Source organism: Petrocella sp. FN5 (assembly GCF_029210395.1).
Taxonomy (GTDB): domain Bacteria; phylum Bacillota; class Clostridia; order Lachnospirales; family Vallitaleaceae; genus Petrocella.
The window spans coordinates 1-26,280 of record NZ_JARGDP010000038.1; the positions used below are offsets into that span (position 1 = coordinate 1).

Below are 26,280 nucleotides of genomic sequence, written 5' to 3' on the forward strand. Positions count from 1 at the left end.
TTTTTTTATGCGCAAAAAAAAAGACGAACTTGACAAAAGTCTTAACGGGTCATATAATTGACATAAGATGTCAGACAACAGACAATGTATAAGAAAGGAAATTTATGAAGAAATATGAGATAGTAAATGCAATGGTAGAAAGCGGCGTGGTAGCGGTTATTCGAGCAGAATCAAAAGAACAAGGTCTTAAGACAATTGAAGCAATAAAAGCTGGAGGTATCAAAGCACTTGAAATAACGATGACAGTACCTGGAGCATTAGATATTATAAAGGAACTGGCAGAAGTCTATAAAGATGAAGATGTTATTATTGGTGCGGGTACAGTTCTTGATTCTGAAACGGCAAGAGCTTGTATTTTGGCAGGTGCAAAATATATTGTCAGCCCATGCTTTGAAGTTGAACTGGTAAAAATGTGTCATCGTTATGGTATTCCGGTAATGCCGGGTATTATGACACCCAAAGAGGCTGTTGAAGCTCTTGAGTTGGGTGTTGATATATTAAAAGTATTCCCAGGAAATGCTTTTGGACCTTCAATAATATCTGCTTTTAAAGGACCCTTGCCACAAGGAAACTATATGCCCACAGGTGGTGTGGATCTTTCTAATGTGGACCAATGGATTAAAAACGGAGCTGTTGCAGTTGGTGTTGGCAGTGTTTTAACTAAAGGCGCAGCGACTGGAGACTATGCAGCTGTAACAGAAACGGCAAGGAAATTTGTTGAAGCCGTAAAAATGGCAAGACAATCTTAGATTCAACACTTTAACCAAGATCGGAAAGGAAATGAATATGAAAAAAGTAGTAACCTTAGGGGAAATCATGTTAAGACTGTCACCACCGGAGCATCAACGTTTTGTTCAAGCCAACCAATTTGATATCGTGTATGGTGGTGGCGAGGCAAATGTGGCTGTGTCATTGGCCAATTATGGTTTGGATGCGTATTTTGTATCAAAACTTCCGGACAATCCAATTGGACAAAGTGCGGTTAATGAGCTTAGAAAATATGGTGTCCATACAGACTATGTGCTTAGAGGTGGAGACCGGGTAGGCATATATTATCTTGAACATGGTGCATCTATGCGTGCATCTAATGTTGTTTATGATAGGGCGCACTCAGCTATAGCTGAAGCAAGAGCTGAAGAGTTTGATTTTGATTCAATATTTAAAGGAGCGGACTGGTTTCACTTTTCCGGAATAACACCAGCCATATCTTTAGAAGCTAGAGAGATGACTTTAAAAGCCTTGCAGGCAGCAAAACGTCATGGTGTAACAGTATCTGTTGATTTGAATTACCGTAAAAAACTATGGACACCGGAAGAAGCTAAAGCCTGTATGACAGAACTTATGGCCTATGTGGATGTGTGTATAGGTAATGAAGAAGATGCAGAAAAAGTACTAGGTTTTAAGCCGGGTGAGACAGATGTAACCAGTGGTGAACTTGAGATAGAAGGGTACAAAAGTATCTTCAAACAGATGCAAGAGACTTTTGATTTTAAATATGTGGTAACGACTCTAAGAGAAAGTCATTCTGCGTCTGATAATGGTTGGTCTGCATTGATCTATAATGGTCAGGCATTCTACCAGTCCAAACATTATGATATTAGAATTGTAGATAGAGTCGGAGGCGGTGATTCTTTTGCCGGAGGCTTGATATATGGATTAATGACTTATGAAGATCAAGGAAAAGCCTTGGAGTTTGCAGTCTCAGCTTCAGCTTTGAAACATACCATAGCAGGTGACTTCAATCATGCTACGGTTGATGAAGTCTTACGCTTAAGTGGTGGTGACGGCTCGGGTAGGGTTGAACGATAAGACATTGACAGATATCCGGTTTTTAGATAGTATCAGTATGAAGAAATCTTGGAGGTCTGAAAATGTATGATAAATCGATACTCTCACAAAGAGTTGCAGAAAGTATAAAGCAAATGATCTTGGATAAGGATTATCATCCCGGTGACAAATTACCCAATGAGATAGAAATGACACAGATGGTGAATGTAAGTCGTTCAACCATAAGAGAAGCAATCAAAATATTAGTATCAACGAACATATTAGAGGTTAGAAGAGGTAAAGGTACATATGTATCCGATAAACCGGGCTTAACCAAAGACCCTTTGGGTATGGACTTTATTAATGAGGACCGACTTCTTATGGATCTTTTTGAAATAAGATTGTTGCTTGAACCTGAGATGACGAAGCTAGCGGTACAAAGAGGTAGACCATCTGATTTTGATAAGATTTTCCAAACATATGAAATCGTCTCAGAACAAATAAAATCCGGTGAGAATCATACAGAAGCAGATATTGCCTTCCATACAGCCATTGCTGACGCCAGTCATAATATCATTATGAATAGGATTGTACCTCTTATTAATGAAGGCATTGTCGGAGGGTATTTGAAAACGAAGGACAATCCGGAATCTGCTGAAGAGGTATTACGCCAGCATGAAAAAATTGTGGATTACATAAAACAAAGAAATCCTCAAAAAGCAAAAAAGGCAATGCAAGACCATATCCTATATGGGCTTCAAGGTTTTAAAGGCTATAATTAATATAAAACCTCCTATAAAGGCCTTGTTAGAGAAATCTGACAAGGTCTTTTAAAATGCTGTAGAAATTCAATACATTACGTGTTACAATATTATCAGTTAATAGAAAATGATTATCAGTTGATAAACGCGTCTGAAACAAGGAGGACTTATTATATTATGAAAAAAGTAGAACAAGTAGATAAATCAGAAATAAAAAGTAATGAAAGAATTATTATTATAGGAAATGGTGCTGCAGGCATATCTGCAGCAAAAGCTATTCGTAAAAGAAATCAAGAGGTGGGAGTGACAGTACTCGATCAAGAAGAGCAAGTCATATACTATAAACCTTTACTATCAGAGTATATAGCACAAGACGAAGTCTTGAAAAAAATCTATATGCATAAACATAAATGGTATGAAGATCAAGATATAGATTTGAAACTGGGTGTGAATGTCACAAAAATCAATGTAGAGGATAAGACCCTTGAAACAGCTCAGGGTGAGACGATGGCCTATGACAAATTGATTTTGGCGCTTGGTAGCAGAAGCTTTATTCCACCGATAAAAAATGCAGATTATGAAGGCGTATTCACTCTGAGAAATATAGGTGATGCGGATAAAATTAAGGAATATGCAGAAAAATGTTCAAAAGCCGTGATTATCGGTGGTGGTCTTTTAGGTCTTGAAGCAGCCGATCAATTAAAATCATTGGGGCTTGATATAACGGTAGTTGAACTCGCCAATAGATTGTTGCCAAGACAGATTGATGAAAAAGGTGCCCATATTTTTGAAGATGGTATTTTAAAGCAAGGGATACAGCTTGCAAAAGGAAATGCAGTATCTATGATTATTGGGCATCACAAGGCAGAATATGTCCAATTAATGGATGGACGTAAGATACCGGCAGATTTGGTAATTATATCTGCTGGAATTGTGTCAGAAGGTTATCTGGCAGAAGAAGCGGGATTGGAATATGATCGAAGCATTATTGTTAATAAACATATGCAGACAAGTAATCCATACATCTATGCAGCCGGTGATGTTGCCCAGTTCTCAGAAAAAAACTATGGCATTTGGCCGGAAGCTATGGAACAAGGAAATGTGGCAGGTGCTAACGCAGTTGGGGATAGATTAACTTATAAGGATTTCATACCCTCTAATACATTTAATGGTTTGAATATGAATGTTTTTTCTATTGGACATGTTAATTATGAAGACGGTGATGATATTGCTGTTTTGGGCTTTGAAGACTTAGCAAACGGAATCTACAAAAAACTATTTTTCAAGCATCAAGGTTTAATTGGTGCTGTCATTATTGGCGATAACAGCAAAACAAAATTGGTCGTGGAAGCTATGAAAAAGAAATCATCTCCGGATGAATTGCTTGGGATTTTATCGGCGAATTAAACAGAGTTGAAGGTATGGGGAGGCATTTATGAAAGAGGCAATGTTTTACAAAACGTTTGAAGAATGGGCTATTTGTCAGCTGTGTCCAAATAACTGTATCATTAAACCTGATCATCTAGGCATATGTCAAACAAGGATTTATCGTGATGGTAAACTGATAGCCCTGAACTTTGGTGAGGTATCTGGTATACAGATTGATCCTATAGAAAAGAAGCCTTTAGCCCATTGGAGACAAGGTACTCAAATCTTGTCGGTTGGTAGTTACGGTTGTAATCTTAAATGTCCCTTTTGCCAGAATTACAGAATTAGCCAAGAGAAGCCAAGGGTTATTACAATGACACCAGAAGCCATTGTGGCTCAAGCCATTGCGAATGATTTGGAAGCAATCGCATATACTTATAACGAGCCGACAGTTTTCTATGAAATGGTATACGAAACAGCGAAGGCAGCTCATTTAAAAGGGATTGCTAATGTACTCGTCACCAATGGGTATATCAATGAAGCACCTTTGCTAAAGTTGTTAACATATATAGATGCCATGAATATAGATGTTAAAACATATGATGACCAAAAAATGTTGGATATGTGCGGTGGTCGTCTTAACCCAGTTATAGAAACCATAAAAAGAGCCAAAGTGATGGCGCATGTAGAATTGACCATGTTGATTGTACCAGGACTCAATGACAATCTACAAGAAATGAGTCGATTCTTAGCATGGCTATTTTCCGAAGTGGGTGATATGCCAATCCATATATCCCGTTACTTTCCTGTTTATGAATATGACTTACCAGCGACCAACATAGACCTTATGTTACAAATGCAAAAGGTAGCAAGACAGTATTTTACTTATGTATATTTAGGAAATGTAGGTGATTAGATGCAATCTATAGAGGTGTTTTTTTTACCTCACCCACCCATAGCCATTCCGGAGGTTGGACAAGGTAGAGAAAGAATTATGGGTAAGACATTAGAAGGCTATCGATGGGTAGCTCAAAAAATCAAAAAAATCAAACCTGAAACCATCGTAATGATTACCCCACACGGTCATAGTTTTAGTAATGGTATCTGTATGCTGGGTACGCCTTATGTTCATGGAGATTTAAAAAGCTTTGGTGTTTCTGACGTGGCCATGTCAAAAAAGATTAATCTACCATTAACCCATTTGATACAAATGGCTTGGGAAGAAAATGATTTAGTGTCCCTTGTACTGGATAAAGAAATGGAGAAAAGTTATGGTACTCAGGTGAAGATTGATCATGGCGCTCTTGTACCTTTGTACTTTGTAGATGAAGTATATGATGGGTACCAGCTGGTACATGTGACACCTTGTGGAATGAGTGCACTTGATCATTACAACTATGGCGTCACCATGAAAGATGTTATAAGATGCTTCAACGAATCGATTGTTGTCATATGTAGTGGGGATTTATCTCATGCTTTGACAGATGACGGACCTTATACTTATAATCCTTATGGAAAAACTTTTGATGCTTTGGTTGTAAAAGCGATTGAGAATAAGTCACCGGAAATATTATTGAACCTTTCACCAAAAGACATTTCAGATGCGGCACAATGTGGTTTGAATTCATTTCTTATGGGATTTGGTATTATGGATGGTTATGATTATCACAGTGAAGTAAAGAGTTATGAAGGACCTTTTGGAGTAGGCTATCTAACAGGCTATTTAGTCAATGATTTTACAACCTTGGGTAAATCAAAGAGGGTACAATTAAGCGAAGAAGCAATGAAGGCCTATGAAGATAGGAAAAAGTCAGAAGATGGTTTTGTAAAGATTGCCAGAGGCACGATTGAGGAATATGTAAAAACTGGAAAAAAAATAAGTAGAGAAGCTGTTACCGCCTATGTTGATGGAGACACAATCCATGAACTGATGAATCAAAAGTCAGGTATCTTTGTATCCATACATAAAGAGGGTAGCCTAAGGGGGTGCATAGGCACCATTGAACCTGTCTTTGAAGACTTGATAGAGGAAATCATACATAATGCAATCAGTGCATGCTCAAGTGACCCTAGATTCAATCCTATAGAAGCATGGGAACTGATGACATTAGAGATAAAAGTCGATCGACTGTACCCACCTGAAAAAATAGTATCTAAAGAGGATTTAGATGTAGAAAAGTATGGTGTCATTGTTGAAGACGGTTATAAAAGAGGCTTGTTATTACCAAATCTTGAAGGGATAGAGACTGTAGATCAACAAGTGGAGATTGCAAAAAAGAAAGCCGGCATAATAAAAAAAGACGGCTTTACTTTATATAGGTTTGAAGTGGAAAGACATATATAACAAACATTTATGTTTATGGGTAAAACTAAGTTTCACTATATAGTTTTTTATCTTATTTATGAGGTCGTGCTCTTTGAATAAGCAAAAGACCAACAATAATGATGATAGTTGAAAACACAAAGTTGAAGCTGATCAACCCATCTAATAGAATTGTAGCAACAATAAAAGTGTTTAGCGCAAAAAGTGTTAAGAAGATAATGCTGATGACCTTTGACCATTGTTCTTGAGTGATCATATGATAGTGAAAAAAGCCAATGGATATAGATAGAACATAAATAGGCCAAGTATAGACTGAGAACTGCCAATGGGTAATCACTTCAAAAAGATGAAGCAAACCTATAGTAGTAAAAATACCTCCGGGAATCAAAAATCCCGGATATTTTTTTGTTCCATAATAAATGGCTTCAAAGGCAATACCAATTGCAATGGTGGTTAGAGGCCACAGATTCCAAAAATTTAAGACTAAGATATTCAATTGGCTAAGTATCTGAAGAACCAGATAAAGAGAGCCAAATAGTATTAATAGTATCCCTGCTGATTTATTCTTCTTCATATATAATCGACTCCTTAATTGTAAGCAATGTTTTGACTCTTTACTATCATACCACTGAAGTATTAAAATCGGATTATAAGAATCTAAAAATAGTTAAAGAGTCAAAACTATAAAACGCCTGTATTATTAGAATTTGGATAGCAGTGCAATAAATTTTTTTGAGGCTTCAGATAAGGGACGTTTTTCAGGGATGACGACACCCAATTGTCTTCTTGGAATCGGCTTACATGTTTTTAGTATGCGAAAGTTCGGTCGATTTTTCATACAAAAATCCGGCACAAAAGAGATACCAAGATCAATACCAGTCAAATCAATTAGCAGATCAATACTCCCAAGTTCCACAGAAGGTTTTATACTTAGACCCTCAGATTCGAAAAGTTGATATAAATAGTTACTGGTTGTGGTTTGTTTGGCAAGCATTAGAATAGGGTGTTTTGATAAAGATTGAAGTGTATGTGATTCTGAAGCAATATTGTATTTATTACTGGCAATAAAAACATCTTGGAAGTCTAGAACCGGCATAACTTGCATATCATCACTTATGGAAGGATTTGGAAGGTTGGTTACAATGAGATCTACTAGTCCCTTTTTTAGGAGTGCGACGCATTGTAAGGAAGTACGGTTGGTAACCCGTATTTCTACACCGGGGTATAAATGATGAAATTTTTTAAAATAATCCAAAAGATAGTATTTGCAAATGGTGTCACTGGCCCCAATATGCAACTGACCACGATCTAAAGTCATGGTCTCTTTTAAGTATGCCTCGCCACCGGCAATCAAATTAAGAGCAGGTTCAATATATTCCATTAATTTTATGCCTTGAGGCGTTAAAGTAACTTGCTTAGTACTTCTATTAAATAGGGGTGTGTTCAATTTGGTTTCAAGTTGCTTAATGCTTTGACTGACAGCAGATTGTGAAAGATATAACACCTGAGAGGCAACAGAAAAGCTTAAATGTTTGGCCACATAATAAAAGACTCTATAAAGCTCTAGATTAACATTCATAATAAGCACCCCTTATAAAAGCTATTAATATTATTAATTTTACTACTCAATAGTATCATGATAAGCTGAACAAGTAAATGATAAACAATGAATACTTTTGAAAGATTTAAATAGACCAGGAGGCACTATGGAAGCCATAAGACGAATATTTGTTGAGAAAAAAACAGGATATAATGTTGAAAGTCAGCAGTTGCTCCAAGACATTAAAGAGAATTTAGACATTAAAACACTTGAAAACCTACGCTTAGTACATCGTTATGATGTGAGTCATATAACCGATGACGCTTATGAAAAAGCACTTCATACTATTTTTTCTGAACCGCCAGTAGATCAATTTTTTGAAGAGTCATTCGAAATGGCTCCTGATGAAGTCGTCTTTGGCGTAGAATACTTGCCGGGACAGTATGATCAAAGAGCAGACTCTACAGAGCAGTGTATTGAGATTATCAATGCAGATGATCAAAAGCCGGTAGTAAGAAGTGCCAAAATGATTGTACTAAAAGGTCAATTATCAGAGGAAAACATAGAAAAGATTAAAAGCTATTGTATTAATCCGGTGGATTCAAGAGAAGCTGATCTGTTAAAGCCACAAACTCTTGAGATGGCTTTTCATATACCCACAGAAGTTGAAACGATAGAAGGCTTTATTGACTTTGATTATGAAGGGTTGACAGCACTATGGAAAAATCTTGGACTGGCCATGAGCCTAGATGATTTACTTCATACTCAAAAATACTTTGCTAACGATGAAAAAAGAAATCCAACCATAACAGAAATCAAAGTGTTAGATACATACTGGTCGGATCATTGTCGTCATACAACGTTCTTAACAAAAATTGAAAATGTAACATTTGAAGAAGGTTTTTATAACCAACCGATTCAAGCGACGTATAAGGATTATTTAGAAGACCGTAACAAAGTTTTTGGTGAAAAGGTCCAAGAAAAAGATGTGTGTTTAATGGACATTGCATTGCTGGCCATGAGAAAGCTAAGAAAAGACGGACAATTAGAGGATTTAGAAGTATCGGATGAAATCAATGCTTGTAGCATTATAGTACCTGTAGATGTAGATGGAAGAGAAACATCATGGCTAGTTATGTTTAAAAATGAGACACATAACCATCCGACAGAGATAGAACCTTTTGGTGGTGCAGCTACCTGCTTAGGTGGCGCTATACGCGACCCTTTATCCGGTCGTTCTTATGTATATCAGGCTATGCGCGTTACCGGTGCTGCAGATCCTACAGTATCTATTAACAAAACTTTACCGGGGAAATTGCCACAAAGAAAGATTGTAACTCAATCAGCTCATGGGTATAGTTCTTATGGCAATCAAATCGGACTGGCAACAGGAAAAGTAGATGAGATCTATCATCCTGATTATGTGGCAAAACGTTTGGAAATCGGTGCGGTAATAGCAGCGGCACCTAAGGAAAACGTCATCCGTGAAACATCCGACCCCGGTGACATCATCGTGCTTTTGGGAGGTCGAACAGGAAGAGATGGGTGTGGCGGTGCAACAGGATCATCTAAAGAACACACAGAAGACTCGATTCATACTTGTGGTGCGGAAGTTCAAAAAGGAAACCCACCGACAGAACGTAAGATTCAACGTTTATTTAGAGATAAGGCCGTAGCATCGATGATCAAAAAGTGTAATGACTTTGGAGCAGGTGGTGTATCCGTTGCAATCGGTGAGTTGGCAGATGGCCTTGTTATTAACCTAGATGCAGTACCAAAAAAATATGCAGGCCTAGATGGAACGGAATTGTCCATATCCGAATCTCAAGAAAGGATGGCTGTTGTACTAGACCCTCAGGATGTGACCAGGTTTATTGAAGCATCAGAAAAAGAAAACTTAGAAGCGGTTGTTGTTGCGAGAGTAACTGAGGAAAAGCGACTGGTTATGGAATGGAACAACAAAGCAATTGTTAATATGAGCAGACGTTTTGTGGACACAAATGGCGCAACATCTAGAACTAAGGTTCATGTAGGTTTGCCTAAGGAAAAAAACTATTTTAAATCAAGACAAGATATATTTGCAGATAAAGCAAGGACCTACGACCATTGGATTGGAATGTTAAAGGACTTAAATTGCTGTTCGAAAAAAGGGCTTGAAGAGCGTTTTGATAGCTCTATCGGTGGAGGAAGTGTATTGATGCCTTATGGAGGCATTCATCAATTAACACCCACTCAAAGTATGGTGGCGAAAATACCTCTAGAAAAAGGTGAAACTACAACAGGTACCATTATGGCATACGGATACAATCCTTATCTTACAAAGTGGAGTCCCTTCCACGGTGCAATCTATGCCGTGCTGGATTCTGTTGCAAAAGTAGTAGCCACCGGTGGAGATTACAAAAAAATTCGGTTTACTTTTCAAGAATATTTTAAAAGATTAGGTGACAACCCTAGTCGTTGGAGCGAGCCTTTTGGCGCGATGCTTGGTGCTTATCATGCACAAATGGCTTTAGGATTACCTTCTATTGGAGGCAAAGACAGTATGTCCGGTACATTCCACGATATTGATGTGCCACCAACCTTAGTTTCTTTTGCAGTCGATGTGGTGGATGTGACACGGGTTATATCGCCTGAGTTTAAAGGTGTCGATCACAAAGTAGCATGTATACTACAAAAAAGGGATCAATTTGATTTACCGGATTTTGAACAGATGAAAAAAAGTTATGAAATCATATATGATATGATTGGAAAAAAAGAAATTCTTTCAGCTTATGCTATTGGAATTGGTGGTATGGCAGAAGCGATTAGCAAAATGACTTTTGGCAATAAGATTGGTATTGTACTTGAAGAATCTGTGGTGGGACCAAAGCTTTTTACTCCGGAATATGGTTCTATACTGGTTGAATTGGCACCGGATATTTCTATAGAAGATTTAATGGATCAAGATGAGTTTATAATGGTTGGAACAACCACGGAGCATGCTGTGATAAAAGTACAAGAACATAAATTAGAAATAGAAGAGCTAATAAATACTTGGACATCCAGGTTGCAAAATGTGTTCCCGCTCCAAGCTTCAACAGAGGCATCAGAAATAATTAAGGGTATAAAAACTTATGACCAGATTTATATCTGCAAAAATAAAGTTGCAAAGCCAAAAGTATTTATGCCGGTCTTTCCGGGTACCAATTGCGAATACGATTCCAAAAGAGCCTTTGAGAAAGCAGGTGCTCATGTAGAGACATTGGTCTTTAGAAATCTTAAAGCAGGCGACATAACCCGTTCACTAAAAGCAATGGCAAAAATGATTGAAAAAAGTCAAATCGTTATGCTTCCTGGAGGCTTCAGTGCCGGTGATGAACCGGAAGGCTCAGGAAAGTTTATTGCTTCCATATTTAGAAACCAAGTACTTAAAGAAGCGATTCACGAACTTCTTTATGAACGAGATGGTTTGATGATTGGCATTTGCAACGGTTTTCAAGCACTAATCAAATTAGGTCTGGTACCATCAGGACATATAACCGATCTGACGAAAGACGCACCAACACTAACATATAACACAATCGGAAGACATGTATCTTGTATGGCAGGAACCAAGGTTATGTCAAATAAGTCACCGTGGCTATCCGGTGTCAAGCCAGGTGAGATATTTAAAATACCAATGTCCCACGGTGAAGGACGTTTTGTAGCCAGTGACCAAGTTGTTAAAAGCTTGTTTGAAAATGGTCAAATTGCCACCACCTATGTGGACTTGTCAGGTAATCCAACAATGGATGGTCGATTTAACCCTAATGGTTCTGTTTATGGCATTGAAGGGATTACAAGTCCGGATGGGCGGGTACTTGGAAAGATGGGACATTCAGAAAGAATCGGCCCCAATGTGGCAATCAACATTATTGGTAATCAAGATCAAAAAATATTCGAGTCCGGTGTAGCGTACTTTACGAAATAAAAGTGGTATAATAAAGAGGGCTAGTTAGCCCCCTTTTACAGTAACTATAATATGATCTACAAAAAACATGGCAGCATGTATGAAAATAATTTGTGAGGTGAGATGATGTCGAATACTAATTTGAAGATTATTGCTTGTATTACTATGTTAATTGATCATATCGGTGCAATACTTTATCCGGATGTCAGCCTTTTAAGAATGATTGGACGGTTATCTTTTCCAATATTTACATTTCTTATTGTTGAAGGTTTCCATCACACAAAAAATATCAAGAAATACGGTATAAGACTAGGTATTTTTGCCCTAATATCGGAAATACCCTATGACTTAGCTTTTCGAGGTAATTTTATAGATTTTTATAAACAAAATATATTTTTCACCCTTTTTCTTGGACTGGTGTGTTTATGGCTCTATCATCGTTATAAGGCCCATCAGCCTATGTTAGCCATGATGGCTGTACTTTTAATAGGTGCACTGAGTGTTATACTAAGAACAGACTATACGATTTATGGCATAAGTATGATTTTTCTTTTTGATTTTTTCAGGGATAAGAGAATCATCGCTTGTGGCGCCGTTGGAGCAATTAATTTCATGATGGGAAGTATGGTTCAGGGCTTAGCGATATTTGCCTTACCTTTGATATTGGCCTATAACGGCAAAAAGGGTATCCATTTGAAGTTCCTTTTTTATGGCTTTTATCCGGTTCACCTTATGGTACTTTATCTGATTAAAATAGTTTGGAAGTAATCAATCTGGGTAATTAAGTTGTAAGGGCTGAATATTTTCAATGCGATTAAGAAAACGACGGGCCTCGTACTTTGCCATAGGCAGATTCATATCCAGATAGTTACCACAATCTCTGGCACAGGCACCGGGTAAAGGGGCGTTGTAGTTAGCCATATACTCAAAGAGTTCATTAATTAACCCGACAATATGATCTGAGGTGAGGTCACCTTTTAGGATGAGATAAAAACCGGTCCGGCATCCCATGGGACCAAAATAAATAACTTGGTCACCATAAGTAGCATGTTGTCTCAAAAAAGTTGCACCCATATGTTCCATAGCATGAACTTCGGCAGTTTGTAGAACAGGCTCAAAGTTAGGTCGTGTCATTCGTATGTCAAAAGTAGTTAAGGTATATTCACCGATATGGTCTTTTCTAGAGACATATATACCGGGCAATAATTCTAAATGATTGACGTTAAAACTTGGTATTTTATCCATAATATATTCCTCCTAAGGGGGTGTCATGATTTATATGCCTTATAGTTCATTAAAACATAGAAGCTTATTTTCGTAAAGACTTGAAATACTTTTACAGAGTATTTATAATAGGGCTACATCATTATAGATGGAAGGTGTTTGTATGTATAAGGACATGAATAAAGAAGAATGGCAACAGCTATTCTTAATCCATGGCTTCGCAATCGAAGAAATCAAGATTATATTAAACAGACTCTATGAAACTTATGAAAGTCAAGGAGAAAGCAATCCGATAGAGCACATTAAGACAAGGCTTAAAAGTTATGAAAGTATTGCAAGGAAATTGGAACAGAAGGAAAAACCGGTAAATGTTGCTAATGCAAAAAGATATCTAAATGACATAGCAGGCGTTAGAATCATATGCGCTTTCACATCGGATATTTATGGTATATTAGAAGCACTGATTCATCAGACAGATATTAAGGTTATTGATATTAAAGATTATATTCAGAATCCGAAAGCATCAGGTTATCAAAGCCTACATATATTGGTAGATGTACGGGTTCAGCTATCGGATTGTGTAGAACGGGTTCCGGTTGAGGTGCAAATTAGAACCATTGCTATGGATTATTGGGCTACGTTAGAACATAAATTAAGATATAAGTACTTTGACAAAGCACCGGCACACATTGCTCTAGAGCTCAAAAAATGCGCATCCATTATTAAAGACTTGGATCGTAAAATGATGACAATAAAAGAAGAGATTGATCGATATGAAGTTAAGGATAAAGAAGGCAATTCAACCAAAAATATAGAAAAATAGGTGAAGCTTTATGAATGGAACGGATTCTATCAAAAGACCTATAGACCATAATATGAAGGTCTTTTTGTTTGTGATTTTTTATATACCGATAGTAGCTAGCATGATATATATGACAAATAAAATGGAATTAGGAATAGTGCAAGGTATATTGATCTTGTTTCTAAGTATTATATATTTATTCATACCCTCCTACCTCTACTTGAAGCATAGAAAGAAAGAACAGGACAGAATCAATCAAGCAATAGACGAAATGATGGCGCTACTTCAAAAGAATGAAGTAGAATTAAATGATAATCTGATTTCAGTTAGTAGATATAAGGAAGTTAAACAATTGGCGGACTTACTAACATCCTGGCAGTCAATTATAGAAGAAAAAGAAAAACAGCTGGTTGAAGAAAAAGAAAAATACAAACTTTTATATAGGAATATGGTTGAACAAAGTGTCCATTATGAAACCAATGAGTTGTGGATTGAAAGAATCATTGAAAATAGCTATGATGGGTTAATGATTACAGATAGTGTGGGAAAAGTGATACGATGTAACGAGGCTTTATTACATCTGTTTGCAATCCCCAAAGATCGATTGTCAATCTATGATTACTGCTATGAAATCTTCCATGAGAAAGACAAGGTATGTGAAAATTGTAACAATGCCTATATACATAGAACAGGCATTAAGCAAAGTAGACTTATTGATTTTGAAGATAGGATTATTGATCAGTTAACCATACCGGTTTACGACAATCAAAAGAGTATAAGTGCCTTCATCAAAACATATAGGGATGTGACAGAACAGAAAAAACTTGAGTTTAAAGTGAACCGGTCAACTAAAATGGAGGCCATAGGTCGACTAACCAGTGGTATATCCCATGACTTCAATAATATTTTGCAAGTTATACTAGGGTATTCAGATTTGGTTCATTATCATCTGGTAAAGTCAGAGCAATATGAATTAGTAGCCAAAGTTAAAAATATACGAGAAGCGGCATATAAGGCTGAAGGGCTGATTCAGAAACTCATGATCTTTAGTAAAATGGACCGTGTTCATAAAGAAATTCTAAGCATAAACACATCAGTTGAAGAAATCGGCCATATGTTGGAACGAATTATCGGTGAAAGAATCAGCTTGAAATTAGAATTGGATTATCAAGTGGAAAATATCATAGCGGACAAGACGCAAATGGAGCAAATCATAGTCAACTTGTGTGTTAATGCCAAAGATGCTATCGGTGAATCAGGAAAAATCAGAATCAGAACCTACAATGTTATGAAAAAAAGTGGACAATTTGTTTGTTTGGAAGTATCGGATAACGGTTCAGGTATATATGAGGATATTCAGAATAAGGTTTTTGAACCCTTTTTTACTACAAAAGAGCTAGGGGAAGGTACAGGACTTGGTCTGGCTACGGTCCTTGGCATTGTTGAGAGCCATGGTGGCACCATTGAACTTGACAGTGTAGTCGGACGCGGAACAACCTTTAAGATTCTATTCCCGAATCAAAAAACAAGGCTTGTGATGATTGATCAACATAAGGAACATCATGTTCCTAGTAGCTTTGAGGGCCTGAAATTACTATTGATTGAAGATGACAGTATGTTATTAGAAGCAACAAAAACCATTTTAGAAAGGATGGACATTCATGTATTGACCGCTGGGAATGGTCATGATGCAATCAATGACTTTAGTCGATATGGCGATACACTGGATTTGGTTATTTTAGATTCCATCCTTCCAGATATTGAAGGTCTTAAGGTTTTTGAACAAATTCGGTCTATGAATAAGAAAATTAAAGTGCTGATGACAACCAGCTTCAATGATCCTACGATTATGGAGGCCAAATCTGTATTCAACCAACTTAAATTGATGCACAAACCTTATACCAGTAAAGAATTGATGAAAGCTATTGCCCAAACTGTATATGAATAAGGCTTTGACCTTGACTTATAACTGTGATAAACTATCAGAAGTTATGGAGATTACAAGTAAAATGCAAAGGATGATAAATGATGAATGAACAAGCGAATCAGAAGAAAATTATATTTAGCGGTATGCAACCAACAGGCGTTATAACCATTGGTAATTACTTTGGTGCACTAAAGAATTGGGTCAAGTTGCATAACGAGTACAATTGTCTATTCTGTGTAGTGGATATGCATTCTATAACCACAAGACAAGATCCTGTCAAACTAAGGAAAAGTGCCAGAGAACTTTTAGCCTTATACATTGCAGCCGGTCTAGATCCAGATGAAAATCTAATTTATTATCAGTCTCATGTGCCTCAACATGCAGAGTTATCCTGGATTTTAAGTTGCTTCACTTATATGGGTGAGCTAAACAGAATGACACAGTTTAAAGAAAAGTCTCAAAAAAGCGAATTGAACTTGAATGCAGGTTTATACACCTACCCTATATTAATGGCGGCAGACATCTTACTCTTTAAAACCGACTTAGTTCCGGTTGGCAACGACCAAAAACAACATTTGGAGTTGGCCAGAGATATAGCGAGTCGTTTTAATGGTATTTATGGCGACACATTTACAGTGCCTGAGCCTTATATAGCTAAGATGGGTGCACGTATTGCCAGTCTTCAGGAACCAACCAAAAAAATGTCGAAATCGGATGAAAATCCGAATGCTTATATATCCTTGTTGGATGAACCAAGTGTCATCCGTAAGAAAATAAAAAGAGCGGTCACAGATTCAGAGGATTTGATTGCCTATACAGAAGAAAAAGCAGGTATTCGAAACTTAATTGATATTTACTGCTTGTCAAAGGACATGACCACGGACGCGGCAATAGCACATTTTCAAGGCAAGGGCTACGGAGAGCTTAAAGAAGAAGTGGCCGATGCCCTAATAGCTGAACTGGAACCTATCCAAAAGCGTTTCAAAGAGATATTGTCAGACAAGGCATATCTTGACGGTATTATTCATAAAAATGCTGAGTCAGCAAGTCATCTTGCACAACGGGTACTTCGAAAAGTCAAGAAAAAAGTAGGCTATCCTCAATAATTGCAGGTGAGGACTCTAAATGGTTGACAGTAGGACCAGATTTCTATAATATTAAAATCAGTAGCAATAATGGTACATCAGCAATAATGGTACATCTTAGGATTATGATACCCGGTTACCCAACAATGACAAAAGGGGGCAAAAAATTTTATGGAAAAATTTTTTAAACTGAAGGAACATGGCACCAATGTAAGTACAGAATTATTGGCTGGATTAACAACGTTTATGACAATGGCTTATATACTCATTGTTAATCCCAATATTCTAAGTGTCACCGGCATGGACAAGAACGCACTTTTTACAGCAACAGCGGTAGCGGCGATTGTAGGTACCTTATGTATGGCTCTGTTTGCCAACTATCCCTTTGCTTTGGCGCCTGGGATGGGTTTAAACGCTTACTTTGCTTTTAGCGTTGTAATTGGTCTTGGCTATTCATGGGAGATTGCATTAACTGCGGTTTTTGTTGAAGGTATTATCTTTATACTCTTAACAGCGGTTAATATTCGAGAAGCTCTGTTTAATGCCATACCTCTTAATTTGAAATACGCTGTAAGCGCCGGTATCGGTCTCTTTATTGCTTTTATCGGGTTCCAAAATGCCGGTATTGTTGTGGGTGATGAAGCTACATTGGTTGCCCTTGGTGACTTAACCTCTTTGCCGGTGGTGTTATCGATTATAGGTATCTTACTGACCGGACTTTTGGTTGTTAAAAAAGTAAAAGGTGCCATCTTAATTGGTATCCTAGGCACATGGATTCTAGCCATGATCACTGAGCTTTTAGGTTGGTATGTACCGGACTTTGTAGCCACCTTCCCAACCATTCCATCTGCTATTATGCAGGCACCCCCTTCGTTGGCACCTATTTTCTTCCAATTAGACTTTAGTCAGGTATTGACTTTAGACTTTCTAGTGGTGGTCTTTGCTTTCTTATTTGTAGATTTATTTGATACACTAGGAACCTTAATCGGTGTATCCAGTAAAGCTGGGTTCTTAGATGAAAAAGGTAATTTGCCAAAGGCAAAACAAGCTTTATTTGCTGATGCAGTGGCAACAACAGTTGGTGCCGTTCTTGGTACTTCCACCACAACCACATATATAGAATCAGCAGCTGGTGTTTCAGACGGTGGTAGAACAGGATTAACAGCGGTTTCTACAGCGGCACTTTTTGCAGTTGCTTTATTCTTCTCACCAATATTTTTGGCTGTACCTGCTTTTGCAACAGCACCTGCTTTGATTATCGTTGGATTCTATATGATGGAATCTGTTGCTAAGATTACCTTTAGTGATTACTCAGAAGCCATTCCTGCATTCTTAACCATGATTGTAATGCCTCTTACCTATAGCATATCAGATGGTATCGTGTTTGGCTTTGTGTCCTATACAATCATTAATCTTTTAGCAGGAAAAGCAAATAAACTGAGTATATTGATGTATGTCGTTTCCATATTGATGGTTGTCAATTTCATCATTTAAGGGTATAATAATCCTTAAAGTAGTGTTAAAAGGTCAAAACAAAGTAGTAAATTTAATAAATGTTTTATCTCCATATGACTGGCGGAAAGTGGGAGCACCCACAGGGAGTATGGAGACACTCTGATCATCAGAGTAAGAATGCCGACCGCCTGGGCGCTGAACCTATTAAAGTTCATGTGCTTGGGCGGTCTTTTTTGTTGTTTTTCATCAAGATTGTTTCGAGCAAGCAGAAGAAAAGGAGAATTAATGATGATGGAACAATGGCATGGTTTTAACCAAGGTGATTGGACAAAAAGTATCAATGTAAGGGACTTTATCATGAAAAACTACACACCTTATGAAGGCGATGATGGTTTTTTGAAGCCGGCAACGTGTCGGACAACAGAAATGATCAATCGTCTGGAGGCCTTAAGACTTGAGGAAGAAAAATGTGGCGGGGTTCTTGCTATAGACACTCAAACTGTATCATCACTTTTAACCTTTAACCCAGGTTATTTGGACAAAGAAAATGAGAGGATTGTTGGCTTGCAAACCGATGAACCCTTAAAAAGAGCAATTAACCCTTTTGGTGGTATCCGTTTAACAAGAAGTGCCTGTGAAGCCTATGGCTATAAACTAAGCCGAAAAGTGGAAGAAGAATTTACATATAAAACAACGCATAACGACGGTGTCTTTAGAGCCTATACCGAAGAAATGAAAAATGCCAGGCGCATTGGCATCATAACAGGCTTACCGGATGCCTATGGTCGTGGTCGTATCATCGGTGACTACCGGCGTGTAGCTTTATATGGTGTTGATTTTCTAATTCAGAAAAAGAAAGAAGATCAAGCATTACTCGGCCAAGTTTCAATGGATGTGGATAATATTCGTTTGTTGGAAGAAGTCTATCGACAAATTGATTTCTTGAAAAAACTAAAAAAAATGGCAGCAACTTACGGACATGATATCAGTGGCCCTGCTGAGACGGCTATAGAAGCCATACAATGGACATACTATGGGTATCTAGGTGCCATAAAAGAACAGAACGGTGCAGCCATGAGCCTGGGCCGTGTTAGTACTTTCTTAGATATTTATATTGAAAGAGATTTTACACTGGGAAGATTAGATGAGGTAGCGGCTCAAGAGTTGATGGACGATTTGGTTATAAAGCTAAGAATGGCGAGACAACTTAGAACCGTTGAATACAATGAGCTTTTTGCAGGTGATCCTTTATGGATTACAGAAGCTATCGGCGGTATGGGCTTGGATGGACGTACATTGGTAACAAAAAACAGTTATAGAATGCTCAATACCCTGTATAACCTTAATCCATCTCCGGAACCGAACATGACCGTTTTGTGGTCAAAAGACCTTCCAGAAGCCTTTAAAAAATATTGTGCAAAAGTCTCTATTGAAACGGATTCAGTTCAATATGAAAATGATGACTTAATGCGAGTGCGCTATAAGGATGACTATGCAATCGCCTGTTGCGTATCAGCCATGGAACTGGGTAAGCAGATGCAATTTTTTGGTGCAAGGTGTAACATGCCCAAAGTTTTACTTTTGGCTATAAATGGCGGTATGGATGAAGCAACAGGTATTAGAATAGGACCGGAAATGGAGCCAATAGATAGTACTATTCTAGACTATGAAGCGGTTAAGGAACGTTTTGAAATCTATCACAATTGGTTGTGCAAGCTTTATGTGAATACAATGAACATTATTCATTACATGCATGATAAATATGCCTATGAGAAATTACAAATGGCCTTACATGATACCCATGTTGAACGACATATGGCCTTTGGTATGGCAGGGCTTTCCGTTATGGCAGATGCTTTTAGCGCTATCAAGTACGGCAAGGTTGAACCGATTCGGAACGAAGAAGGCTATATTTATGACTTTAAGACATCAGGTGACTTCCCCACATTTGGCAATAACGATGATCGTGTGGATCAGATTGCAGCTGAACTAACCACCAATTTCATTCTTGAATTAAAGAAGAGTAAGACCTATAGGGATGCTAAACATACCTTGTCAATATTAACCATAACCTCTAATGTGGTATATGGTAAGAAAACAGGTGCCACACCGGATGGAAGGAGATCAGGAGAAGCCTTTGCGCCAGGTGCTAACCCCATGCACAAAAGAGATCAAAATGGTGCCCTTGCCTCATTGAGCTCCGTTGCAAAAATCCCTTATGATAGTTGTAGGGATGGTGTATCTTGTACTTTTTCAATTCAACCCAAAGCCCTTGGAAAAGAAGATGGTAGCAGGCAATCAAATCTTGTAGGTATATTGGACGGTTACTTTGATGCCAATGCCCATCATCTTAACGTAAATGTGTTAAACAAAGAAAAGCTCATGGATGCCATGGCTCACCCGGAAAAATATCCAAACCTGACCATTCGTGTTTCTGGTTATGCGGTGAATTTCAATCGACTTAGCACAGAACAACAATTGGAGGTCATAGGAAGGACCTTCCATAATGTGATATAAGAAATGGTTAAGAAACCCTCAATCACCTAATACAATTAAAGGAGTTATGATTATGAGAGCATTGATAAGTGTTTCAGACAAGACGGGCATTGTTGAATTTGCAAAAGCTTTAAGAGCATTAGACGTAGACATTATTTCTACAGGAGGAACAGCTAAGGTACTAGAAGAACAAGGCGTTGAGGTTATCGGTATATCGGATATCACCGGGTTTCCTGAATGTTTAGATGGAAGAGTGAAGACTTTAGACCCACACATTCATGCAGGACTATTAGCAAGACGCGATAACAAAGAGCATATGGCGCAAATACAAAAACTGGGCGTAACACCAATTGATCTTGTTGTGGTGAACTTATATCCTTTTAAAGCAACCATTCTAAAAGAAGGTGTGGGGCTAGATGAAGCCATTGAAAACATTGATATAGGTGGACCAACCATGTTACGATCTGCAGCCAAGAATTATCAAGACGTATCGGTTATTGTTGATCCGGCAGACTATGAAGTTGTACTTAATGAACTAAAGACAGGGAAGAGAGTAAAGAAGGAAACCAATTTCTACTTAAGTTCAAAGGTGTTTGAGCATACCAGTAGCTATGATACACTCATTGCTACTTATATGAGGAAACAAAGAGGCGCAACTGAATTACCGGAAGTGATGACCATGACCTTTGAAAAAGTTCAAGACATGCGCTACGGGGAAAACCCCCATCAACAAGCAGCTTTTTACAAAGAAGTTGGGAATACAAAAGGCATGTTAACCGATGCCGTTCAGCTTCATGGTAAAGAACTCTCTTTTAACAACATCAATGACACCCATGGAGCTCTTGAATTGTGTAAAGAATACAGTGAGCCGACAGTGGTAGCCTGTAAACATGCAAACCCATGTGGCGTAGGCAGTAGTAGCGACATATATGAAGCATATATGAGAGCATATACCTCAGATCCTAAATCTATTTTCGGTGGTATCATCGTGGCCAATAGAGAAATTGATTCAAAAACAGCCCTTGAAATCAATAAGATTTTTATTGAAATCGTAGTGGCACCAAGTTATAGTGCAGAAGCCCTTGAGATATTAAGAGAAAAGAAGAACATTCGATTGTTACAACTTGATAATATTGAAGTGAAGCAAGCAGATACAGCTTATGATTTAAAGAAAGTCAGTGGTGGTTTACTGGTTCAAACCATTGACAATGTACTGTACGAAGGTGAATTAGAAGTCGTAACGGATCGTAAACCAACACCTGAAGAAATGGAAGATTTAAAATTCACATGGAAAATCGTGAAATATGCAAAATCCAATGGTATTGCCATAGGTAAAAACAAACAATCTCTTGGCGTAGGACCGGGACAAGTGAATCGGATATGGGCTTGTAATCAAGCCATAGATCACTGCAAGGAAGCATTAGGTGATAGGATACTAAAAGGTGCATCTTTAGCGTCCGATGCATTCTTTCCATTTTCAGATTGTGTAGAGGCAGCAGCTGCTGCGGGCATTACAGCCATCATTCAACCTGGTGGGTCCATGAAGGATCAGGAATCCATCGATGCGTGTAACAAGTACGGCATAACCATGGTCTTTACAGGCATGAGACATTTTAAACACTAAGACTAAAAAAAGCCATATTTTATTGGTCATTATTTCAAAGCAAAAAACCTTCACATATGGTTGTTTTATGATATAATTTGTTAGAACCTATAAAACTTATTAGTAAATGGTTAGGCGTCAATTTGACACCTAACCATATATGAAACAATAAAATAGATGGTGTTAGTATTTAGCCATCCCAATAAAATGGAGGTAATGAATATGTTAGTATCTGCAACGGAGATGTTGAGAAAAGCGAAAGCAGGGAAATACGCAGTAGGTCAGTTTAATATCAATAATTTGGAATGGACAAAAGCGGTTTTATTAACGGCTCAGGAGAATAATTCACCGGTTATTTTAGGTGTATCTGAAGGCGCCGGTAAGTATATGGGTGGGTACAATACCGTTATGGGTATGGTCAAAGGTATGATGCATGATTTGAAAATCACTGTACCTGTTGCGGTTCATCTAGATCATGGTTCAATGGATGGTGCCAAAAAATGTATTGAAGCTGGATTTACATCAGTCATGTTTGATGGATCACATTATGACATTGAAGAAAACGTTGCTAAAACCAAAGAAATCATAGAATTAGCTCATTCAAAAGGTATTTCCGTGGAAGCGGAAGTAGGCTCCATTGGTGGCGAAGAAGACGGTGTCATCGGAACTGGTGAAATTGCAGATCCACAAGAATGTAAAAGAATTAATGATCTTGGCGTAGATATGTTAGCCGCAGGTATTGGAAACATTCACGGTGCTTACCCAGAAAACTGGGCAGGTCTTAGCCTAGATACACTTGAAGAGATTCAAAAGTTAACAGGCGATCGTCCTTTAGTACTACATGGCGGAACAGGTATTCCGGATGCGATGGTAAGAGATGCCATCACCCTAGGTGTATCCAAAATCAATGTAAATACAGAATGTCAATGGACTTTTGCAGCTGCAACCAGAAAATATATCGAAGAAGGCAAAGACAAAGTGGGAAAAGGTTTTGATCCACGTAAGTTACTAGCACCAGGCTTTGAAGCTATCAAGGCAACCGTAAAAGAAAAGATGATTTTATTTGGATCAATCGACCAAGCATAATCGTTAGATGATTTAGCATAAAAAGGAGTAGATCTTTAGGATTTACTCCTTTTTTGAGCCATAATAAAAGATCTTATAAGACATTTGAGGGCGCAATTAGGACAAGATGGAAGAGGCTACAGGGCCTATATGTATACACGTTTTTTTGTTGGTATAACGCTAATCTTTATGTTAAAATAGTAGTATGTAGTCTAGGCTTTATGTTAACACAAAGTAGAACAGACGCGTAATAGAAGGGAGAGATTAAAATGGCAACTAAAGAATTAGTGGGCTTGCTACTTGCAGGCGGACAAGGCAGTAGGTTAGGCGTATTGACATCTTCAACTGCAAAGCCAGCCGTTCCATATGGTGGTAAGTTTAGAATCATTGATTTTCCTTTAAGCAATTGTATCAATTCAGGTATCGATACGGTAGGTGTTTTTACTCAATATGAACCCTTAGAGTTGAACGCCCACATCGGCATTGGTAAGCCTTGGGATTTGGATCGTAATAATGGTGGCGTAACAATTTTATCACCCTATTTAAGGTCGGAAAACAATGACTGGTTTACCGGAACAGCTAACGCGGTTTACCAAAATATTCATTATATTGATAAGGTAGCACCAGAGTATGTGGTGATTCTATCAGGTGACCATATTTATAAAATGGATTACGCTAAAATGTTGGCAGCACACAAGAAAAATGAAGCGGATGCGACGATATCCGTTTTTGAAGTACCAATTGAGGAAGCCAGCCGTTTTGGTTTAATGAATACAGATGCGACGAATCGCATTCTTGAGTTTGAAGAAAAACCGGCTCAACCTAAGAGTAATCTAGCATCCATGGGTGTCTATATATTCACATGGGATATTTTGAGAGAATACTTAATTCGTGACGATGATAATGAATTGTCTGAAAAAGATTTCGGTAAAAACATTATTCCAATGATGCTTGAAGAAAACAAAAGGATGTTTGCTTATGCTTTTGAAGGCTATTGGAAAGATGTTGGTACCATTCAGTCCTATTGGGAGTCTAACATGGATTTGATTGAACGTGTACCAGAATTTAATTTATTTGACCACAATTGGAAGATTTATACAACCAATCCGGTCATGCCAGCTCATTATATTGGTCCAAAGGGAAGTGTCAAAAAATCAATTGTTGCAGAAGGATGTATGGTTTATGGAACAGTTAGAAACTCAATTATTTTCCCAGGCGTTATTATAGAAGAAGGTGCATACGTAGAAGATTCTATTATTATGTCCAACGCAGTCATTGGTAAGAATACTAAGATTTATAAAAGTATTCTTGCAGAAAAAGTGGTTGTAGGAGAAGGCGTGGAAATGGGTGTTGGCGAATTGGTGGTTAATACAATTAAACCGGATATTTATAACACAGGCATTAATGTTATTGCTGAAAGTGCTTTTATACCGGACCAAGCTATACTTGGGAAAAATGTCGTTATCCACAAATGCGTCGATGCCTCGGACTATGCTACATTGAACATAGCTTCCGGAGGAACAGTATTTAAAGGAGGTACGAGACATGAGTAGAGCTTTAGGAATCATTATTACAGGTGGACGAAAAGAAAGCATGAAAGAGTTGGTAGCAAAAAGGTCTGTATCAGCAATACCGGTAGGTGGAAAATATAGGGCTATCGATTTTGTTCTATCCAATATGATTAACTCAGGCATTGACAAAGTTGGTGTTGTTACGCAATACAGTTTCAGATCGCTTATGGATCATCTGGGTGCTGGTAAAGAATGGGATCTTGATCGAAGGAACAATGGTCTATTCATGTTTCCGCCCTATTTAGCAGGAGAGAATTCAGGCTGGTATAGAGGTTCGGCGGATGGCATGTACAGTAATATTTCTTTTTTGAAGCGAAGCACAGATGAGTATGCCATCATAGCGACAGGGAACTGTATCTATAGAATGGACTTTAATCTATTGGTAGATGCCCATGAAAAGCAGGAAGCAGACATTACAATCATGTACCGAGATATGTCGGATCTTGACCCGGTCGAGCTTAAAGAATTTGGTATCATTAAACTTGACGATCAGGGACGTGTTATTGATCTTAGAGAAAAACCTCAATCACCAGATGGTAAAATAGCATCACTTGGGGTATATATTATGAAGCGCACATTGCTCATTGAACTTCTTGAAGAGAGTGAAGCTCATGGCCATTATGACTTTGTTAAAGATATTTTGATTCGTAAGTTAAACAAACTCAATATAATGGGATATGAATATAAGGGCTATTGGCGTTCACTAAGTTCAATATCCATGTTCTATAACTGCAATATGGATATGATTGAACCGGAAGTTCGTCAAGAATTATTCAATACGGATGGTAAGGTCTTTACAAAGGTTAAAGATGAGACACCTACGAAGTATAATGAAGAAGCAGTGGTCAACCATTCTATTGTTGCAGATGGTTGTATCATCGAAGGTGAGGTTTATAACAGTGTTCTATCAAGGGGCGTAAAAATTGGTAGAGGTGCAGTTGTTAGAAACAGTATTATTATGCAAGATACGGTGATAGAACCCAATGCAAATCTAGACTATGTCATCCTAGACAAAGAAGTAACAGTCAAAGAAGGCAAAGCCTTAAAAGGGGAGCGAAGTTTCCCGATTATTGTAGGCAAACATATGGAAATCTAACAAATAGGTTTTGTGTCAAAGCAGGGTTAAACCTAATGTGTAATGTGATGATCAGGGTCTCTAGGCGAATAAAGCTTAGAGACTTTTTTAGTTGTTTTTTGAAGTGATCGCTTTTGTGTCATCTCAACTTATCCAAGGATAATTAAGACTACTCGGAATACTATATTAGGCCAACACCGACCATGAAGTTCCTGGAAGCAGTGTGTATAATAAAGTTTTCCAACACTGCAAAAGATTTTAAACTTCCTTAATAATTAGCAAGACAAATA

At 37.9% G+C, this 26,280-nt stretch carries 20 protein-coding genes and 1 riboswitch; of the genes, 17 read left to right on the plus strand and 3 right to left on the minus strand.

Translation table 11 applies throughout. From position 1 onward, the window contains the following. Positions 1–104: 104 nt before the first annotated feature. The 6 genes from P0N36_RS10015 (at position 105) to amrA (ending at position 6,240) form a co-directional block, all read left to right on the plus strand. Complete coding sequence (locus tag P0N36_RS10015; protein WP_275842709.1) at positions 105–749, plus strand: bifunctional 4-hydroxy-2-oxoglutarate aldolase/2-dehydro-3-deoxy-phosphogluconate aldolase; 645 nt, start codon at positions 105–107, stop codon at positions 747–749. 37 nt (positions 750–786) lie between these two features. Continuing rightward, the gene (locus P0N36_RS10020; RefSeq protein WP_275842710.1) at positions 787–1,809 is read left to right on the plus strand and encodes a sugar kinase; all 1,023 of its coding nucleotides are present in this window, start codon (positions 787–789) and stop codon (positions 1,807–1,809) included. 62 nt (positions 1,810–1,871) lie between these two features. After that, on the plus strand, positions 1,872–2,549 hold the full coding sequence (locus P0N36_RS10025; protein ID WP_275842711.1) for a FadR/GntR family transcriptional regulator: 678 nt from the start codon (positions 1,872–1,874) through the stop codon (positions 2,547–2,549). A 156-nt stretch (positions 2,550–2,705) separates the two neighbouring features. Further along, positions 2,706–3,935 (plus strand): NAD(P)/FAD-dependent oxidoreductase, encoded by a 1,230-nt coding sequence (locus P0N36_RS10030; protein ID WP_275842712.1) that lies wholly within the window; start codon positions 2,706–2,708, stop codon positions 3,933–3,935. Positions 3,936–3,963: 28 nt separating this feature from the next. Continuing rightward, entirely contained in the window at positions 3,964–4,812 is an 849-nt protein-coding gene (amrS, locus tag P0N36_RS10035; RefSeq protein ID WP_275842713.1) for an AmmeMemoRadiSam system radical SAM enzyme, read from the plus strand. After that, positions 4,813–6,240: an AmmeMemoRadiSam system protein A gene (gene amrA / locus P0N36_RS10040; protein WP_275842714.1), complete on the plus strand. Its 1,428-nt coding sequence runs from the start codon at positions 4,813–4,815 to the stop codon at positions 6,238–6,240. It begins immediately after the preceding gene. A 52-nt stretch (positions 6,241–6,292) separates the two neighbouring features. On the opposite strand, the gene P0N36_RS10045 is transcribed toward amrA, so the two are convergent. Both P0N36_RS10045 and P0N36_RS10050 read right to left on the minus strand, forming a co-directional pair. Beyond that, a complete protein-coding gene (locus P0N36_RS10045; RefSeq protein WP_275842715.1) occupies positions 6,293–6,793 on the minus strand; it encodes a DUF5668 domain-containing protein in 501 nt (166 codons plus the stop codon). A gap of 126 nt (positions 6,794–6,919) precedes the next feature. Next, entirely contained in the window at positions 6,920–7,798 is an 879-nt protein-coding gene (locus P0N36_RS10050) for a LysR family transcriptional regulator (RefSeq protein WP_275842716.1), read from the minus strand. A 127-nt stretch (positions 7,799–7,925) separates the two neighbouring features. Between P0N36_RS10050 and P0N36_RS10055 the strand changes: the two genes are divergently transcribed. Both P0N36_RS10055 and P0N36_RS10060 read left to right on the plus strand, forming a co-directional pair. Then, complete coding sequence (locus P0N36_RS10055; RefSeq protein ID WP_275842717.1) at positions 7,926–11,708, plus strand: phosphoribosylformylglycinamidine synthase; 3,783 nt, start codon at positions 7,926–7,928, stop codon at positions 11,706–11,708. Positions 11,709–11,813: 105 nt separating this feature from the next. Further along, the gene (locus P0N36_RS10060; protein WP_275842718.1) at positions 11,814–12,455 is read left to right on the plus strand and encodes a TraX family protein; all 642 of its coding nucleotides are present in this window, start codon (positions 11,814–11,816) and stop codon (positions 12,453–12,455) included. Here P0N36_RS10060 and P0N36_RS10065 read toward each other — a convergent pair whose 3' ends face one another. Further along, a complete protein-coding gene (locus P0N36_RS10065; RefSeq protein ID WP_275842719.1) occupies positions 12,456–12,932 on the minus strand; it encodes an S-ribosylhomocysteine lyase in 477 nt (158 codons plus the stop codon). Positions 12,933–13,074: 142 nt separating this feature from the next. On the opposite strand from P0N36_RS10065, the gene P0N36_RS10070 reads away from it, so the two are divergent. The 9 genes from P0N36_RS10070 (at position 13,075) to glgD (ending at position 26,011) form a co-directional block, all read left to right on the plus strand. Continuing rightward, a complete protein-coding gene (locus P0N36_RS10070; protein WP_275842720.1) occupies positions 13,075–13,734 on the plus strand; it encodes a GTP pyrophosphokinase in 660 nt (219 codons plus the stop codon). A 10-nt stretch (positions 13,735–13,744) separates the two neighbouring features. Beyond that, positions 13,745–15,661, plus strand: coding sequence for a hybrid sensor histidine kinase/response regulator (locus tag P0N36_RS10075; protein ID WP_275842721.1), 1,917 nt, complete (start codon positions 13,745–13,747; stop codon positions 15,659–15,661). Positions 15,662–15,738: 77 nt separating this feature from the next. After that, positions 15,739–16,746 carry a tryptophan--tRNA ligase gene (trpS, locus tag P0N36_RS10080; RefSeq protein WP_275842722.1) on the plus strand — a complete coding sequence of 336 codons (1,008 nt, stop codon included), beginning with the start codon at positions 15,739–15,741 and terminating at the stop codon, positions 16,744–16,746. A 150-nt stretch (positions 16,747–16,896) separates the two neighbouring features. Then, positions 16,897–18,219 (plus strand): NCS2 family permease, encoded by a 1,323-nt coding sequence (locus P0N36_RS10085; RefSeq protein WP_275842723.1) that lies wholly within the window; start codon positions 16,897–16,899, stop codon positions 18,217–18,219. Positions 18,220–18,283: 64 nt separating this feature from the next. Further along, positions 18,284–18,381, plus strand: a riboswitch (ZMP/ZTP riboswitch). 87 nt (positions 18,382–18,468) lie between these two features. After that, positions 18,469–20,697 (plus strand): formate C-acetyltransferase, encoded by a 2,229-nt coding sequence (gene pflB, locus P0N36_RS10090; protein ID WP_275842724.1) that lies wholly within the window; start codon positions 18,469–18,471, stop codon positions 20,695–20,697. 52 nt (positions 20,698–20,749) lie between these two features. Next, complete coding sequence (purH, locus tag P0N36_RS10095) at positions 20,750–22,300, plus strand: bifunctional phosphoribosylaminoimidazolecarboxamide formyltransferase/IMP cyclohydrolase (RefSeq protein ID WP_330684005.1); 1,551 nt, start codon at positions 20,750–20,752, stop codon at positions 22,298–22,300. Between the two features lie 201 nt (positions 22,301–22,501). Continuing rightward, positions 22,502–23,365 carry a class II fructose-1,6-bisphosphate aldolase gene (gene fba / locus P0N36_RS10100; protein ID WP_275842726.1) on the plus strand — a complete coding sequence of 288 codons (864 nt, stop codon included), beginning with the start codon at positions 22,502–22,504 and terminating at the stop codon, positions 23,363–23,365. 248 nt (positions 23,366–23,613) lie between these two features. Next, positions 23,614–24,897 carry a glucose-1-phosphate adenylyltransferase gene (locus P0N36_RS10105; RefSeq protein ID WP_275842727.1) on the plus strand — a complete coding sequence of 428 codons (1,284 nt, stop codon included), beginning with the start codon at positions 23,614–23,616 and terminating at the stop codon, positions 24,895–24,897. Continuing rightward, positions 24,890–26,011 (plus strand): glucose-1-phosphate adenylyltransferase subunit GlgD, encoded by a 1,122-nt coding sequence (glgD, locus tag P0N36_RS10110; protein ID WP_275842728.1) that lies wholly within the window; start codon positions 24,890–24,892, stop codon positions 26,009–26,011. The genes P0N36_RS10105 and glgD overlap by 8 nt, the downstream gene beginning before the upstream one ends. Positions 26,012–26,280 lie beyond the last annotated feature (269 nt).

Bases quoted from the DNA above. Each gene is read 5' to 3' on its own strand.
- P0N36_RS10015 (WP_275842709.1), top strand. From the start codon at position 105: ATGAAGAAATATGAGATAGTAAATGCAATGGTAGAAAGCGGCGTGGTA.
- P0N36_RS10020 (WP_275842710.1), top strand. From the start codon at position 787: ATGAAAAAAGTAGTAACCTTAGGGGAAATCATGTTAAGACTGTCACCA.
- P0N36_RS10025 (WP_275842711.1), top strand. From the start codon at position 1,872: ATGTATGATAAATCGATACTCTCACAAAGAGTTGCAGAAAGTATAAAG.
- P0N36_RS10030 (WP_275842712.1), top strand. From the start codon at position 2,706: ATGAAAAAAGTAGAACAAGTAGATAAATCAGAAATAAAAAGTAATGAA.
- amrS (WP_275842713.1), top strand. From the start codon at position 3,964: ATGAAAGAGGCAATGTTTTACAAAACGTTTGAAGAATGGGCTATTTGT.
- amrA (WP_275842714.1), top strand. From the start codon at position 4,813: ATGCAATCTATAGAGGTGTTTTTTTTACCTCACCCACCCATAGCCATT.
- P0N36_RS10045 (WP_275842715.1), bottom strand. From the start codon at position 6,793: ATGAAGAAGAATAAATCAGCAGGGATACTATTAATACTATTTGGCTCT.
- P0N36_RS10050 (WP_275842716.1), bottom strand. From the start codon at position 7,798: ATGAATGTTAATCTAGAGCTTTATAGAGTCTTTTATTATGTGGCCAAA.
- P0N36_RS10055 (WP_275842717.1), top strand. From the start codon at position 7,926: ATGGAAGCCATAAGACGAATATTTGTTGAGAAAAAAACAGGATATAAT.
- P0N36_RS10060 (WP_275842718.1), top strand. From the start codon at position 11,814: ATGTCGAATACTAATTTGAAGATTATTGCTTGTATTACTATGTTAATT.
- P0N36_RS10065 (WP_275842719.1), bottom strand. From the start codon at position 12,932: ATGGATAAAATACCAAGTTTTAACGTCAATCATTTAGAATTATTGCCC.
- P0N36_RS10070 (WP_275842720.1), top strand. From the start codon at position 13,075: ATGTATAAGGACATGAATAAAGAAGAATGGCAACAGCTATTCTTAATC.
- P0N36_RS10075 (WP_275842721.1), top strand. From the start codon at position 13,745: ATGAATGGAACGGATTCTATCAAAAGACCTATAGACCATAATATGAAG.
- trpS (WP_275842722.1), top strand. From the start codon at position 15,739: ATGATGAATGAACAAGCGAATCAGAAGAAAATTATATTTAGCGGTATG.
- P0N36_RS10085 (WP_275842723.1), top strand. From the start codon at position 16,897: ATGGAAAAATTTTTTAAACTGAAGGAACATGGCACCAATGTAAGTACA.
- pflB (WP_275842724.1), top strand. From the start codon at position 18,469: ATGATGGAACAATGGCATGGTTTTAACCAAGGTGATTGGACAAAAAGT.
- purH (WP_330684005.1), top strand. From the start codon at position 20,750: ATGAGAGCATTGATAAGTGTTTCAGACAAGACGGGCATTGTTGAATTT.
- fba (WP_275842726.1), top strand. From the start codon at position 22,502: ATGTTAGTATCTGCAACGGAGATGTTGAGAAAAGCGAAAGCAGGGAAA.
- P0N36_RS10105 (WP_275842727.1), top strand. From the start codon at position 23,614: ATGGCAACTAAAGAATTAGTGGGCTTGCTACTTGCAGGCGGACAAGGC.
- glgD (WP_275842728.1), top strand. From the start codon at position 24,890: ATGAGTAGAGCTTTAGGAATCATTATTACAGGTGGACGAAAAGAAAGC.